This window comes from Pseudomonas citronellolis, from assembly GCF_029335315.1.
GTDB lineage: Bacteria > Pseudomonadota > Gammaproteobacteria > Pseudomonadales > Pseudomonadaceae > Pseudomonas > Pseudomonas citronellolis_A.
The window spans coordinates 19597-34049 of sequence record NZ_JARJLT010000062.1; the positions used below are offsets into that span (position 1 = coordinate 19597).

Genomic DNA, 14453 nt, shown 5'->3' on the forward strand with positions numbered 1-14453 from the left:
CTCGCGAACGACTTCGAGCGTCCTTTCGAGATCGCGACGCGGCTCCCCTTGGTAGCAGCGCTCGCGTTGCTACCAAGGGGAGCCATACAGAGTCCCTGGTTCCCCGCGTCCGCGGGAATGACCCGGAAGGGGCACAGCCAGGCGGTTTTCGCGAGCAAGCGCGCTCCTACGAAAAGAAAATCCCCAGCCCAATGACTTTCCTCCAGGCAAAAAAAGACCCGGCGATTAAGCCGGGTCGAAACCGTGATTAGCCTGATGAGGAGATAATCTGATCGTCCGACTGCGTGGTCGCTCAGCTTACCGACCAGCCTTGCGGCCAGTTGAGTTAATAATAACCATTATCATTCGCGAGTCAACGCTTTTTTCGTCTGTCGTGCATTTACCGGCGGACGGTCGTCGGCGCGCCCTTGCCGGGAAAAATCGCGGGCAAAAAAAAGACCCGGCGATTAAGCCGGGTCGAAACCGTGATTAGCCTGATGAGGAGATAATCTGTGAGTCCGACTGCGGTGGGGCTCCCAGCTTACCCGCCGACCTCGCGGCCAGCTGTGGTAATAATAACTATTATCATTTGAGAGTCAACAGCGTTCGCGAAATATTTCTGGCCGAAACGAAACAGCCCGGCGCGAGGCCGGGCTGTGCGGAGATGCAAGGGCGTGGTGTCAGTTGGCGCCGAGCTGCACGCGCAGTTGGGTGACCTCGCGGTTGAGCAGATCGATGCGCCGCGCCATGCCCTCGATCAGGCTGTGGGCGATGCGCGGATTGCTCTGCATCAGGCCGAGGAACTGGTCCTTGGGGATCACCATGACCGTGCACGGCTCGCTGGCGATCACGCTGGCGCTGCGCTTCTCGCCAGTGAACACGGCCATGGCGCCGAAGATCTCGTCCTTCTGCACGTCGCCGACCTTCTGCCCGTCGACGAAGGCCTCGGCGTGGCCTTCGATGATGATGAACACGTGCTCGGCGTCATCGCCCTGCTGGATCAACTGGTCGCCGGCGGCGAAGTGGCGGAAACCGGTCGACGGACGGATGTCCGGCTGCTTGAGGTGGGCGAGGGCGTCGGAGAGCAGCGCGGTGTGGCCGATCAGGTACTGGAGGAACTGCTCCTGGCGCTGCTCGTCGGCGTGGATGTGGCGGAACACTTCGTTGCGCGCGTAGGGGATCAGGCACAGCGGCTCTTCGCTGGTGTAGCGGCACGGCGGCAGGTCGATGCCCTGGCGCAGGCCGACCAGGTCGCCTTCCTGCAGGTAGAACAGCGGGCGCTCGTCGACCAGGGCGTGCAGCAGGCCGTTCTCGATCAGGAACAGCTGATTGTTCGGGAGTTCCGCCGCGAGGTCGTCGGTGCGTTCCAGGCGGATGGGTTCACCACAGGGGGCGAGGCCGGAAAGCAGTTGCGAGGGAATGCCCTGCAGGCGGCTTATCAGCTGATCGGCGTAAGCCGGTTGTTCACCGAGTAGGTACATGGGCCGTAATTCCTTGGACGGTCGAGGCGCACGAAGGTCCCTGAGACGATAGGGCGACTGGTACCCCGGCGTAAATCCTTTCCTTGGCGGCTTGTGAGCTAACTCTGATTCCTTGAGGGAAAAGTCTCCAGTTCGCCCAAGAGCGCGGCCTTCTGCGCTGCTGAAAGATCGTTCCAGTGCACATCGAGAAGCGCTCCCTCGATGGCGTAGAGCAGCACCTTGGAGGCGCGGAAGCCGCGCGCCCGTACCGCCCGGTAGGCGCCCACCGCCCCCAGGCGGCGCAGGTCGGACGCATTGTGGATGCCCACGGCGTGCAGCCATTGGGCGGAGGTCTTGCCGAGATTCTTCAGATGCAGCAGTTCATCATTCATCGTCGATCCTTGCGATGCGGCACTCTGGGGTGGGGTCATGCATGGCGGCGACGGCCGTGAACTGCTGGAGACGGCCCGCTCACTTGTCAGGCAAGTGTAGCGGGCTCGCGGCGGGACAATGTGGCTTTGTGATATCGGCGCGTCGGCAAGCCCGGTCGACGTGACGAACGGCAGTCCGGGCGCGATCAACGCCCGGACCGCGTGGGCCTCAAAGGCCCGGCAGGCGCTGGCGGATGCTGCTGACCAGGGTGTCGAGGCTGGCGCTGTCCTGGGTGTCGACGCGCTTGCTGTGCGCCTGCTCGTCGGCGTCCAGCGCCTCGCGGCTGGCCAGTTGCGCGCGCACCACTTCCAGGGTGGCGTCGGAGGGGTCGCCGCCTTCCGCCTGGCGCTGCGCCAGCCAGCCGGCGATCACGCTTTCCGGGGCCTGGCAGTCGAGGATCAGGAAGGGCGCGCCGGTGTCGTCGGCGACCTGGCGCGCGGCGTGGCGCTGGGCGAGCTTGAGGAAGGTCGCGTCGAGCGCTACCGGGTAGCCGGCGCGCAGCAGGTCGCCGGCCAGCGCGTTGAGGCGCTCGTAGGTGGCCGCGCTGGCTTCGTCGCTGTAGATACCGCTGCCCAGGTCGCCGGCCTGGCCCTGTTGTTCACCGAACAGGCGCTTGCGCTCCACGTCCGAGCGCAGGCGCACGGCGCCCAGGGCTTCGACCAGGCGCAGGGCCACCGAGCTCTTGCCCACCGCAGAGACGCCCATGGTGATGGCCAGGAAGCGCGACGGGATGGCGCTGTAGCTTTCCGCCAGGTTGGCGTAGTTGCGGTACTGGCGCAGGGTGGCGGCCTTTTGCACGGCGTCGGTCTGGTGGGCCAGGCTGAACAGCGCGATCTTGGCGCGCACCAGGGCGCGGTAGGCTTTGTAGAAGTTGAGGATATCCAGCGACTGGTAGTCACCGGTGGCTTCCAGGTACTGGCTGACGAAACGCCGCGAGTGGCACTTCAGGCCGCGGTCTTCCAGGTCCATGGCGAGGAAGGCGTAGTCGGCGGTGACGTCGGTGAAGCGGAACGGCTCGTTGAACTCGATGCAGTCGAACAGCACCACCTGGCCATCGATCAGCGCGGCGTTGCCCAGGTGGATGTCACCGTGGCATTCGCGGATCGAACCGTTGGTCTTGCGCGCCTGGAATACCGGCAGCAGGCGTTCGTAGGAGCTTTCCGCCCAGGCTTCGAGGGCGTCGAGCTGCTGCAGATCGGCCTTGTCGCTGAGCATCGGGCGGATCTGCTCGAAGTTCTGCCGCACCGGCGCCATCACCGCTTCCGGCGAGCCCAGCGGGTTGTCCTGCGGCACCTGCGGGGTGCGCTGGTGGAAGCTGGCGATCTGCCGGGCCAGGGCGTCGATGTGCGCCGAGGTCAGTTCGCCGCGCGCCTGCACTTCGCTGAGCAGTGCGCTCTGCGGGAACTCGCGGCATTTCAGCGCATATTCGATGGCCGGGCCGTCACCGCCCAGGCGCGGTTCGGCTTCGCTGCCGGTGATCGGCAGCACGTCCAGGTACAGGCCTTCGGTCAGGCGCTGGTTGAGGCGCAGTTCTTCCTCGCAGAAGTGCTTGCGCGCCGCCAGGTCGGTGAAGTCGAGGAAGCCGAAGTTCACCGGCTTCTTGATCTTGTAGACGTAGGGGCCGGTGAGCAGGACCCAGGAAATATGGGTTTCGATGACCCGCACCTGCTCCACCGGATGGGGGTACAGGGCAGGGTTCTGCAGGGCAGCGATCAGAGTCTGGCTCACGGGATATTGTCCTTGGCTGTCCGGAATCGGGAGGCAGGCATTATGGCGACATCGTCGGAGGGTGCAAACTCGCGCTGCCGCAGGCAACCAATCGGCCCGGCGCTGGTCGAAGCTGCGTCGCCGCGCCGGGGCTCCCGCCGCGCGCCCGCGACAGAGCCCGGACGCCGCCAGGTGCGGTGTCTGTCCCCTGTGGATAAAGTACGTATAATGCGCCGCCATGACGCGTCCCCGAACCCCCCGTTCCCGTAAGAATCAGAAGCCTTCCTCGTCGCGCAAGTGGCTGGGCTGGCTGGTCAAACTCAGCCTGGTCGGCGCCGTCGTGCTGGCCGGCTTCGCCGTGTACCTCGATGCGGTCGTGCAGGAGAAGTTCTCCGGCAAGCGCTGGACCATCCCGGCCAAGGTATACGCCCGGCCGCTGGAGCTGTTCGTCGGCCTGAAGCTGAACAAGGACGACTTCCTCCAGGAGCTCGGCGCCCTTGGCTACCGTCGCGACGGCAGCGTCAGCGGCCCCGGCGTGGTCGCGGTGTCCGGCAGCACGGTCGACCTGAATACCCGTGGCTTCCAGTTCTACGAAGGCGCCGAACCCGCGCAGCGTATCCGCGTGCGTTTCGCCGGCGACAACGTGGCCGCGCTGTCCCGCGCCGACGGCGCCGACCTGGCGGTCGCGCGCATGGAGCCGCTGCTGATCGGCGGCATGTACCCGTCGCACAACGAAGACCGCATCCTCATCAAGCTCGACGAGGTGCCGCCGTACCTGGTCGATACCCTGGTGGCGGTGGAAGACCGCGACTTCTGGACCCACCACGGCGTCTCGCTGAAGTCCATCGCCCGCGCCGTCTGGGTCAACGCCAGCGCCGGGCAGCTGCGCCAGGGCGGCAGTACCCTGACCCAGCAGTTGGTGAAGAACTTCTTCCTGACCAACGAGCGCAGCCTCAGCCGCAAGCTCACCGAAGCCATGATGGCGGTGCTGCTGGAGCTGCACTACGACAAGCGCGAAATCCTCGAGGGCTACCTCAACGAGGTGTTCCTCGGCCAGGACGGCCAGCGCTCGGTGAACGGCTTCGGCCTCGCCAGCCAGTACTTCTTCAGCCAGCCGCTGTCGGAACTGAAGCTGCCGCAGATCGCCCTCCTGGTGGGCATGGTCAAGGGCCCGTCCTACTACAACCCGCGGCGCAACCCCGAGCGCGCGCTGGAACGCCGCAACGTGGTGCTCGACGTGCTCGCCGAGCAGGGCGTGATCACCGCCGAACAGGCCTCGGCCGCGAAACAGTCGCCGCTGGGCGTGACCCGCCAGGGCAGCATGGCCAACAGTTCCTACCCGGCGTTCCTCGACCTGGTGAAGCGCCAGCTGCGTCAGGACTACCGCGAGGAAGATCTGACCGAGGAAGGCCTGCGCATCTTCACCAGCTTCGACCCGATCCTGCAGTACAAGGCCGAGAGCGCGGTCACCGACACCTTCAAGCGTTTCGCCGGGCGCAAGGGCCTCGACCAGACCGAGACGGCGATGGTCGTGACCAACCCGGAAACCGGCGAGATCCAGGCGCTGATCGGCAGCCGCGATTCGCGCTTCGCCGGCTTCAACCGCGCGGTGGACGCCACCCGGCCGATCGGCTCGCTGGTCAAGCCGGCGGTCTACCTCACCGCCCTGGAGCGCCCCAGCCAGTACACCCTGACCACCTGGATCCAGGACCAGCCGTTCTCCGTCAAGGGCAAGGACGGCCAGGTGTGGACGCCGAAGAACTACGAAGGCGACTCCAACGGCACCATCTTCCTCTACCAGGGGCTGGCGCGTTCGTTGAACCTGTCCACCGCCAAGCTGGGCCTCGATCTGGGCGTGCCGAACGTGCTCAAGACCCTCGAGCGCCTGGGCGTGCAGGTGGACTGGCCGGCCTACCCGTCGATGCTGCTGGGCGCCGGGGCGATGACCCCGATGCAGGTCGCGACCATGTACCAGACCATCGCCAGCGGCGGCTTCAATACCCCGCTGCGGAGCATCCGCAGCGTGGTCGCCGCCGACGGCCAGCCGCTCAAGCGCTACCCGTTCCAGGTCCAGCAGCGCTTCGATCCGGGCTCCATCTACCTGCTGCAGAACGCCATGCAGCGGGTGATGCGCGAGGGCACCGCGCGCTCGGCCTACAACCAGTTGCCGGCGAGCCTGACCCTGGCCGGCAAGACCGGCACCACCAACGATTCCCGCGACAGCTGGTTCTCCGGTTTCGGCCAGGACCTGCTGGCGGTGGTCTGGCTGGGCCGCGACGACAACGGCAAGACGCCCTTCACCGGGGCCACCGGCGCGCTGCAGATCTGGACCAGCTTCATGCGCAAGGCCGACCCCCTGCCGCTGGACATGCCGATGCCGGATAATGTCAGCATGGCCTGGGTCGATCCGCGCACCGGCCAGGGCAGCGAAGCCAGTTGCCCGGGCGCCGTGCAGATGCCCTATATTCGCGGAAGCGAGCCGGCGCCCGGCGCCGGCTGTGGCAACAACCAGCAGACCCCGGCCGGCGAAGTCATGGACTGGGTCCGTGGCTGGCTGAACTGAGGCGAGAGGAATCGAAGTGAGAAATGCGTGGTTTGCCGTGGCCGCCGCCGCGGCTGTGTTGTCCGGCTGCGCCTCCCCGCAGCAGGGCGCGATCCCGGTACAGGACTCCGGTACTTCCGTATCCAACCAGGAGCGTGTCGGCTACTCCAGCAATAGCCGGCAGACCTATGCCAGCGCGCCGCGCGCGGTCGCCCAGCCGTCGGGCGACTCCGGCGTGACCGTCGGTGTCCCGCAGGATTCCGGCGTGGCGCCGATCCAGACCTACCCGGCGCAGTCCGGCGCCGCGCCGCTGAGCACCGGGCCGATCACCACCAGCAGCAACGGCTACGGCAGCCCGGCGGCGCCGGTTTCCAGCGCGCCGAGCAGTATCAGCAGCACCGGTGGCTTCACCCAGCAGACCTACCAGCAGCCGGCCTACCAGCAACAATCCGGCTACCAGCAGCAGGCGCCCGCCGCGCCGGTGCAGGCGCCGTCCGGCATTCCCTCGCGCAGCGCGCCGCTGGCCGCCGACGAACAGCTCGACGGCCCGGTGCTGGCGCTGCTGACCACCGCCCAGCAACAGCAGGGCGGCGGCGACCTCAACGGCGCCTCGGCCAGCCTGGAACGTGCCCAGCGCATCGCCCCGCGCGAGCCGCAGGTGCTCTACAAGCTGGCCCAGGTGCGCCTGGCCCAGGGTGACAACGCCCAGGCCGAGCAGGTCGCCCGTCGTGGCCTGTCGCTGGCCAACGGTCGCCCGACCCTGCAGGCCAGCCTCTGGGACGTGATCGCCAAGGCCCGCGCAGCCCAGGGTGACGCCGCCGGCGCCGCCACCGCCCGGCAGAACGCCAAGGCGACCCTGTGATGGACAGCCGCCTGCCTGCCCTGGCCGATCAACTGCTGCTGATCGAGCGTGAACTGCGCGCGCTGGAGTTGTGGGCGGCGCAGCCGCCCTCGGACGAGGCGCTGGCCAGCCAGGAACCGTTCTGCGTGGATACGCTGGATCTCTCGGAATGGCTGCAGTGGATCTTCCTGCCGCGCATGAAGCTGATCATCGAGAGTGGCGCGGACCTGCCGCGCGCCTCGGGCATTCGCGAGATCGCCGAGGTGGTCTACGCCGGCGAGGGCGAGCGGATGCTCGGGCTGCTCGAGGCGCTGGGCGCGTTCGACCGCCTGATCGGCGAGGCGCCCTGAGCGTCGCGCCTCAGTTGCAGTTCTTCTGCAGGTCCTGCTCGGTCTGGGTGATGCGGGCCTGACGTTCTTCTTCCGGGATGCGGCGCATTTCGCCGTCGTCGCCGCTGACGCGGACCCGCGGATTGTTCTTCAGCTGCGCCAGGTTGGTCCGCAGCGTGTCGCAATAGCGCACGCGCTCGGCCTCCTGTTGCGCCACCTGCTCGCGCACCTTCTCGTCGGCGGCCTTCTGCTTGTCGGCGGCCGACGGCTCGAGGGCGGCCGCAGCCGCCTTGGGTGGCAGCGGGAAGCCTGACGGCGGCTGGGCGACCTTGGTGTCGACGCTGGTGGCCGTGGTGCCTTGCGGCGGCTGCGCGCCGAAGTGCGTGACGCCCTGGGCGTCGACCCATTTGTACACCTGGGCGGCCATCAGCGGAGCGCTCAGGGCGAACATCAAGGCGCCCGTCAAAATCGTCCGTCGCATGCTGTATCGGTCCTTGGATGGGGATGTTTGCGGGTAACTATAACCAAAAGCATCGACGCTTCCGCAGAGAAAGATCACAACACGCGCCCATATTCGGCTTGACTTGGCCCCTTCGAATAAGAAGAATCCAAGGTTCGCTGCAGTGGGCCGGCCGCAAGCTGGTTTTACTCGGCAGACAAGAGGCGCTACCCGCGCCGCTAATGTTTCACCCTGCTTCGCGTTACCTCGCGCTGGGTGGAGGCCCTCCGTAACACTCCAGGTGCGCCTCCAAGTTCTGTCATTCGGCAGTCGACGTAGCCGGCGATCACATTCGCCCAATTGTCTGCCGGGCAGCCATCCAAGTTTCGGTCGCCCCCCCTGGGAGGCCGTTTAGCGTTTTTAGAGGTGACAACGTGGAGCTTTTATCCGGCGCTGAAATGGTCGTCCGCTCGCTGCGTGACGAAGGCGTTAAGTACATCTATGGGTACCCGGGCGGTGCCCTCCTGCATATCTACGACGCTCTCTTCAAAGAGAACGAAGTAACCCACATCCTGGTTCGCCACGAGCAGGCCGCCACCCACATGGCCGACGGTTACGCTCGCGCCACCGGCAAGCCCGGCGTGGTCCTGGTGACCTCCGGCCCCGGCGCGACCAACGCCATCACCGGCATCGCCACCGCCTATATGGACTCCATCCCGATGGTGGTGATCTCCGGCCAGGTGTCGAGCAACATGGTCGGTACCGACGCGTTCCAGGAAACCGACATGGTCGGCATTTCCCGGCCGATCGTGAAGCACAGCTTCATCATCAAGCATCCTTCGGAAATCCCCGAGGTCATCAAGAAGGCCTTCTACATCGCCCAGTCCGGCCGTCCGGGCCCGGTGGTGATCGACATTCCGAAGGACATGGGCGATCCGACCCAGAAGTTCGAATACTCGTACCCGAAGAAGGTCAAGCTGCGCTCCTACAGCCCCGCGGTCCGTGGCCACTCCGGCCAGATCCGCAAGGCCGCCGAGATGCTGCTGGCCGCCAAGCGCCCGATCATCTATTCCGGTGGCGGCGTCATCATGGGCAACGCTGCCGAGCCGCTGACCGAAGTGGCGCGCCTGCTCAACGTCCCGGTGACCAACACCCTGATGGGCCTGGGCGGCTACCCGGGCAACGACCGCCAGTTCGTCGGCATGCTCGGCATGCACGGCAGCTACACCGCCAACCTGGCGATGCACCACGCGGACGTGATCTTCGCCGTCGGCGCGCGCTTCGATGACCGCGTCATCAACGGCGAGACCGCGGCCAAGTTCTGCCCGAACGCCAAGTTCATCCACGTCGACATCGACCCGGCCTCGATCTCCAAGACCGTCAAGGCCGACATCCCGATCGTCGGCCCGGTGGACAGCGTGCTGACCGAGATGGTCGCCATCCTCAAGGAAATCGGCGAGACCCCGAACAAGGAAGCGCTCGCCGCCTGGTGGAAGCAGATCGACGAATGGCGCGGCAGCCGCGGCCTGTTCCCCTACGACAAGGGCGACGGCAGCATCATCAAGCCGCAGAGCGTGATCGAGACCCTGTGGGAAGTGACCGGCGGCGACGCCTTCGTCGCCTCCGACGTGGGCCAGCACCAGATGTTCGCCGCGCAGTACTACCGCTTCAACAAGCCCAATCGCTGGATCAACTCCGGTGGCCTGGGCACCATGGGCTTCGGTTTCCCGGCGGCCATGGGCGTGAAGCTGAACTTCCCGGAGGCCGACGTGGCCTGCGTGACCGGCGAAGGCAGTATCCAGATGAACATCCAGGAACTGTCGACCTGCCTGCAGTACGACCTGCCGGTGAAGATCGTCAACCTGAACAACGGTGCGCTGGGCATGGTCCGCCAGTGGCAGGACATGCAGTACAGCAGCCGCTACTCGCACTCCTACATGGAATCGCTGCCTGACTTCGTCAAGCTGGCCGAGGCCTATGGTCACGTCGGTATGCGTATCACCGACCTGAAGGACCTGAAGCCGAAGATGGAAGAAGCCTTCGCGATGAAGAATCGCCTGGTCTTCCTCGACATCCAGGTCGATACCAGCGAGCACGTCTATCCGATGCAGATCCGCGGCGGTGCGATGCGCGACATGTGGCTGAGCAAGACGGAGCGTACCTGATCATGCGACACATCATTTCCCTGCTGCTGGAAAACGAACCCGGCGCGCTGTCCCGCGTGGTCGGCCTGTTCTCCCAGCGCAACTACAACATCGAAACCCTGACCGTGGCGCCGACCGAAGACCCGACCCTGTCGCGTCTGACCCTGACCACGGCCGGCCATGACGAAGTCATCGAGCAGATCACCAAGAACCTCAACAAGCTGATCGAGGTGGTGAAGCTGGTGAACCTGTCGGAAAGCGCCCACATCGAGCGCGAGCTGATGCTGGTGAAGATCAAGGCCACCGGCGCCCAGCGCGCCGAGGTCAAGCGCACCACCGACATCTTCCGCGGCCAGATCGTCGACGTCACCAGCAGCGTCTACACCGTGCAGCTGGCCGGCACCAGCGACAAGCTCGACAGCTTCATCCAGGCCATCGGCACCGCCTCGATCATCGAGACGGTCCGCTCCGGGGTGACCGGCATCGCTCGCGGCGACAAGACTCTCAGCATCTGAATTTGAAAGACGGCCCACGAGGCCACTAGACCAGGGGATTACCCAAATGCGCGTTTTCTACGATAAAGACTGTGACCTCTCCATCATCCAGGGCAAGAAAGTTGCCATCATCGGTTACGGTTCCCAGGGCCACGCCCACGCCTGCAACCTGAAAGACTCCGGCGTCGACGTTACCGTCGGCCTGCGCCCGGGCTCGCCGTCCGCCGTCAAGGCACAGAACCACGGCCTGAAAGTGGCTGACGTGCCGAGCGCCGTCGCCGCCGCCGACCTGGTGATGATCCTGACCCCGGACGAATTCCAGGGCCGCCTGTACAAGGACGAGATCGAGCCGAACCTGAAGAAAGGCGCCACCCTGGCCTTCGCCCACGGCTTCTCGATCCACTACAACCAGGTCGTACCGCGTGCCGACCTCGACGTGATCATGATCGCGCCGAAGGCCCCGGGCCACACCGTGCGCTCCGAATTCGTCAAGGGCGGCGGCATCCCTGACCTGATCGCCATCTACCAGGACGCTTCGGGCAACGCCAAGAACGTCGCCCTGTCCTACGCCTGCGGCGTCGGCGGCGGCCGTACCGGCATCATCGAAACCACCTTCAAGGACGAGACCGAAACCGACCTGTTCGGCGAGCAGGCCGTTCTCTGCGGCGGTTGCGTCGAGCTGGTGAAAGCCGGCTTCGAAACCCTGGTCGAAGCCGGTTACGCGCCGGAAATGGCCTACTTCGAGTGCCTGCACGAACTGAAGCTGATCGTTGACCTCATGTTCGAAGGCGGCATCGCCAACATGAACTACTCGATCTCCAACAACGCCGAATACGGCGAGTACGTGACCGGCCCGGAAGTCATCAACGCCGAATCCCGTCAGGCCATGCGCAACGCTCTGAAGCGCATCCAGGACGGCGAATACGCCAAGATGTTCATCACCGAAGGCGCGGCCAACTACCCGTCGATGACCGCCTACCGCCGCAACAACGCTGCCCACGGCATCGAAGTCGTCGGCGAGAAGCTGCGCGCCATGATGCCGTGGATCGCCGCCAACAAGATCGTCGACAAGGCCAAGAACTAAGGTCCTTGCGACACTCGAAGAAACGCGGCCTCGGCCGCGTTTTTTCGTTCTTGGCCGGGGTTCTGGTATAAAGCCTGTGCGCCCGGCGTCCGCGCCCCGCGCCCGAACGTATTCCGCTGAGTTCCCTAAGGAAGTCTCCATGAGTGAAGGTCCCGAGGAGCCGAACAAGGCCTCCGAAGAAACCGAAAGCCTGTTGCCCATCGACGAGCATGTCGAAGAGGGGCATGACGCCGACGGCCGCAAGGTCCGCCACCGCGGCATCTACCTGCTGCCCAACCTGTTCACCACGGCGGCGCTGTTCACCGGCCTGTACGCCATCATCAACGCGATGAGTGGCGATTTCTCCAATGCCGCCATCGCGATCTTCGTCGCCATGGTGCTGGATGGCCTGGACGGTCGCGTCGCGCGCCTGACCAACACCCAGAGCGCGTTCGGCGCCGAGTACGACTCGCTGTCGGACATGGTCGCCTTCGGCGTGGCTCCAGCGTTGGTCGCCTTCGAGTGGGCGCTGAGCAGCCTGGGCAAGGTCGGCTGGATGGTCGCCTTCATCTATGTCGCGGGTGCCGCGCTGCGTCTGGCGCGTTTCAACACCCAGGTGGGCAAGGCCGACAAGCGCTACTTCATCGGCCTCGCCAGCCCGGCCGCCGCGGCCTTGGTCGCCGGCACCGTATGGGCCTTCGCCGACTTCGACATCCAGGGTGCCAAGGTGTCGCTGCTGGTTGCGCTGATGGTCGCCGCCGCCGGCATGCTGATGGTCAGCAACATCAAGTACTACAGCTTCAAGGATCTCGACCTGCGTGGTCGCGTGCCTTTCGTGGCGATCCTGGTGGTGGTGCTGGCGTTCGCCGTGGTCTTCACCGACCCGCCGCGCATCCTGCTGTTGCTGTTCCTCGCTTATGCTGCGTCCGGTCCGGTGCAATACTTGCTGCAACTGCGCCGCCGTCGTCGCCCGGCCTGATGTAATTTCCCCCGGGCTCCGCAGTCTATTGGCGCATACAGCCAGTCGTCGCGGAGCCCGCCATGCTCATCCGTACCGCCCGACCCTCCGATTGCCATGAATCGGAGGTCACCCCCGAAAGCCTCTACCTCTCCCGTCGCCGTTTCCTCGCCGCCGGTGTCGCGCTGGCCGGCCTCCCCGCTATGGGCGTGGCCGATCCATCCCGTTATGCGGATGTCGAGGCCGCGGCCAGCACGCCGGCCTGGTTCAGCGCCAAGCTTCCTTCGGTGAAATGGGACGCCGTGACCGTGCAAGGGGAGAGCATCACCCCCTTCAAGGACGCCACCGGCTACAACAACTTCTATGAGTTCGGTCCCGACAAGGGCGATCCGGCGGCCAACGCCGGCGCGCTGAAGACGGAACCCTGGTCGGTGGTGATCGACGGCGAAGTGGCCAAGCCCGGCAAGTACGCCCTCGAGGACTTCATCAAGCCCTACCAGCTGGAAGAGCGGATCTATCGCCTGCGCTGCGTCGAGGCCTGGTCGATGGTGATTCCCTGGATCGGTTTCCCGTTGTCCGAGCTGATCAAGCGGGTCGAGCCTACCGGGAACGCCAAGTACCTGCGCTTCGAGACGCTGGTCGACCGCGAGCGCATGCCCGGCGTGCAATCCAACTTCGCCCTGATCGACTGGCCCTATGTGGAAGGCCTGCGGATGGACGAGGCCATGCACCCGCTGGCGATTCTCGCCGTAGGCATGTATGGCCGCGTGCTGGCCAACCAGAACGGCGCGCCGCTGCGCCTGATCGTGCCCTGGAAGTACGGCTTCAAGGGCGCCAAGTCGATCATCCGCATCAGCTTCGTCGCCGAGCAGCCGAAGACCACCTGGGAGAGCCTGGCGCCGGACGAGTACGGCTTCTTCGCCAACGTCAACCCGACGGTGGACCACCCACGCTGGAGCCAGGCCCACGAGCGTCGCTTGCCCAGTGGACTATTCAGCCCGAATGTTCGTCCCACCCTCATGTTCAACGGCTACGCCGATGAAGTGGCCTCGCTGTACGCGGGGATGGACCTGAGGAAGAACTACTGATGCAGATGCGCAACCCACTGTGGCGCGCCAGCGTGTTCCTGCTGGCGCTGTCGCCGCCGCTCTACTGGCTGTACCAGGCCTGGACCTTCGCCCTGGGGCCGGACCCGGGCAAGGCGCTGGTCGACAACCTGGGGCAGGGCGGTCTGGTCCTGCTGCTGCTGACCCTGGCGATGACGCCGTTGCAGAAGCTCACGCGCTGGAATGGCTGGATACTCGTGCGCCGGCAACTGGGGCTGTGGTGCTTCACCTATATATGCCTGCACCTGTGCGCCTACGGAGTGTTCATCCTCGGGCTGGACTGGGCGCAGCTGGGCGTGGAGCTGCGCAAGCGGCCCTACATCATTGTCGGCAGCCTGGGTTTCCTCGGCCTGCTGCCGCTGGCGCTGACCTCCAACAGGTTCAGCATGCGCAAACTGGGCTCCGGCTGGAAGAAACTGCATCGGCTGATATATGTCATCCTCGGCCTGGGCCTATTGCATATGCTGTGGGTCGTGCGCTCCGACTTCGAACGTTGGGCGCTGTACGCCACCATAGGTGTCTGCCTGCTGCTTCTGCGCTTGCCGCCGATAGCGCGGCAGCTCCCGGCGTTGAGGGCTCGCTTCGCGGCCCGCTGAAAATACTTTGAGAAAGTCGTTGACGGGGATTTTTATCTCCCTATAATGCGCACCACTCCCAGCGACGAAGCGCTGAAAGAGCTTGAAAATCAAGCACTTAAGCGAGCAGAAGTTGAGGGTGGTGGTCAGGCAGGTGATTCACTTGCCGCTTTTCGATTGGCGCTTCGGCGCTGAGTTGAAAAGAAGATCGCCGAGGTGCTTGACAGTGACTCTGGTCGCTGTAGAATGCGCCTCCCGCTGATGAGAAGGTTCGCCTTCACGGAAGCGCAAGCGGTTGAGTAGGAATGCAAAATTCTGAAAATAACGCTTGACGGAACAAGAGGTTAGCGTAGAATGCGCGCCTCGGTTGAGACGAAAGAATCA

Annotated in this window: 13 protein-coding genes; 9 read left to right on the plus strand and 4 right to left on the minus strand. The window is 65.1% G+C overall.

The annotated features are described in order from the left end of the window. Nucleotides 1-659 precede the first annotated feature (659 nt). From P3W75_RS05095 to P3W75_RS05105, 3 genes are all read right to left on the minus strand, one after another. Nucleotides 660-1460, minus strand: a complete 801-nt coding sequence (locus P3W75_RS05095; protein ID WP_276226272.1) for a Crp/Fnr family transcriptional regulator — start codon at nt 1458-1460, stop codon at nt 660-662. A 98-nt stretch (nt 1461-1558) separates the two neighbouring features. Next, entirely contained in the window at nt 1559-1831 is a 273-nt protein-coding gene (locus P3W75_RS05100; RefSeq protein WP_276226273.1) for a TfoX/Sxy family protein, read from the minus strand. Between the two features lie 208 nt (nt 1832-2039). Continuing rightward, nucleotides 2040-3599, minus strand: coding sequence for an AAA family ATPase (locus tag P3W75_RS05105; protein ID WP_276226274.1), 1560 nt, complete (start codon nt 3597-3599; stop codon nt 2040-2042). 217 nt (nt 3600-3816) lie between these two features. Here P3W75_RS05105 and mrcB point away from each other — a divergent pair, with 217 nt between their 5' ends. Genes mrcB through P3W75_RS05120 form a run of 3 tightly spaced genes read left to right on the plus strand, consistent with a single transcriptional unit; the run spans nt 3817 to nt 7311 of the window. Continuing rightward, the gene (mrcB, locus tag P3W75_RS05110) at nt 3817-6141 is read left to right on the plus strand and encodes a penicillin-binding protein 1B (protein WP_276226275.1); all 2325 of its coding nucleotides are present in this window, start codon (nt 3817-3819) and stop codon (nt 6139-6141) included. Nucleotides 6142-6157: 16 nt separating this feature from the next. Then, a complete protein-coding gene (locus P3W75_RS05115) occupies nt 6158-6982 on the plus strand; it encodes a tetratricopeptide repeat protein (protein WP_276226276.1) in 825 nt (274 codons plus the stop codon). After that, on the plus strand, nt 6982-7311 hold the full coding sequence (locus P3W75_RS05120) for a YqcC family protein (RefSeq protein WP_276226277.1): 330 nt from the start codon (nt 6982-6984) through the stop codon (nt 7309-7311). Before P3W75_RS05115 ends, P3W75_RS05120 begins: the two co-directional genes overlap by 1 nt. Nucleotides 7312-7321: 10 nt before the next feature. On the opposite strand, the gene P3W75_RS05125 is transcribed toward P3W75_RS05120, so the two are convergent. Continuing rightward, nucleotides 7322-7771 carry a DUF4124 domain-containing protein gene (locus tag P3W75_RS05125; RefSeq protein WP_276226278.1) on the minus strand — a complete coding sequence of 150 codons (450 nt, stop codon included), beginning with the start codon at nt 7769-7771 and terminating at the stop codon, nt 7322-7324. Nucleotides 7772-8163: 392 nt separating this feature from the next. Between P3W75_RS05125 and P3W75_RS05130 the strand changes: the two genes are divergently transcribed. The 6 genes from P3W75_RS05130 (at nt 8164) to msrQ (ending at nt 14090) form a co-directional block, all read left to right on the plus strand. After that, on the plus strand, nt 8164-9894 hold the full coding sequence (locus P3W75_RS05130) for an acetolactate synthase 3 large subunit (RefSeq protein ID WP_276226279.1): 1731 nt from the start codon (nt 8164-8166) through the stop codon (nt 9892-9894). 2 nt (nt 9895-9896) lie between these two features. Next, entirely contained in the window at nt 9897-10388 is a 492-nt protein-coding gene (ilvN, locus tag P3W75_RS05135; RefSeq protein ID WP_276226280.1) for an acetolactate synthase small subunit, read from the plus strand. A 46-nt stretch (nt 10389-10434) separates the two neighbouring features. Continuing rightward, nucleotides 10435-11451 carry a ketol-acid reductoisomerase gene (ilvC, locus tag P3W75_RS05140; RefSeq protein WP_276226281.1) on the plus strand — a complete coding sequence of 339 codons (1017 nt, stop codon included), beginning with the start codon at nt 10435-10437 and terminating at the stop codon, nt 11449-11451. A 139-nt stretch (nt 11452-11590) separates the two neighbouring features. Then, nucleotides 11591-12409 (plus strand): CDP-diacylglycerol--serine O-phosphatidyltransferase, encoded by an 819-nt coding sequence (gene pssA, locus P3W75_RS05145; protein ID WP_276226282.1) that lies wholly within the window; start codon nt 11591-11593, stop codon nt 12407-12409. 62 nt (nt 12410-12471) lie between these two features. Then, nucleotides 12472-13476, plus strand: a complete 1005-nt coding sequence (msrP, locus tag P3W75_RS05150; RefSeq protein WP_276226283.1) for a protein-methionine-sulfoxide reductase catalytic subunit MsrP — start codon at nt 12472-12474, stop codon at nt 13474-13476. 5 nt (nt 13477-13481) lie between these two features. Then, nucleotides 13482-14090: a protein-methionine-sulfoxide reductase heme-binding subunit MsrQ gene (msrQ, locus tag P3W75_RS05155; protein WP_276226286.1), complete on the plus strand. Its 609-nt coding sequence runs from the start codon at nt 13482-13484 to the stop codon at nt 14088-14090. The last annotated feature ends 363 nt before the right edge of the window (nt 14091-14453 follow it).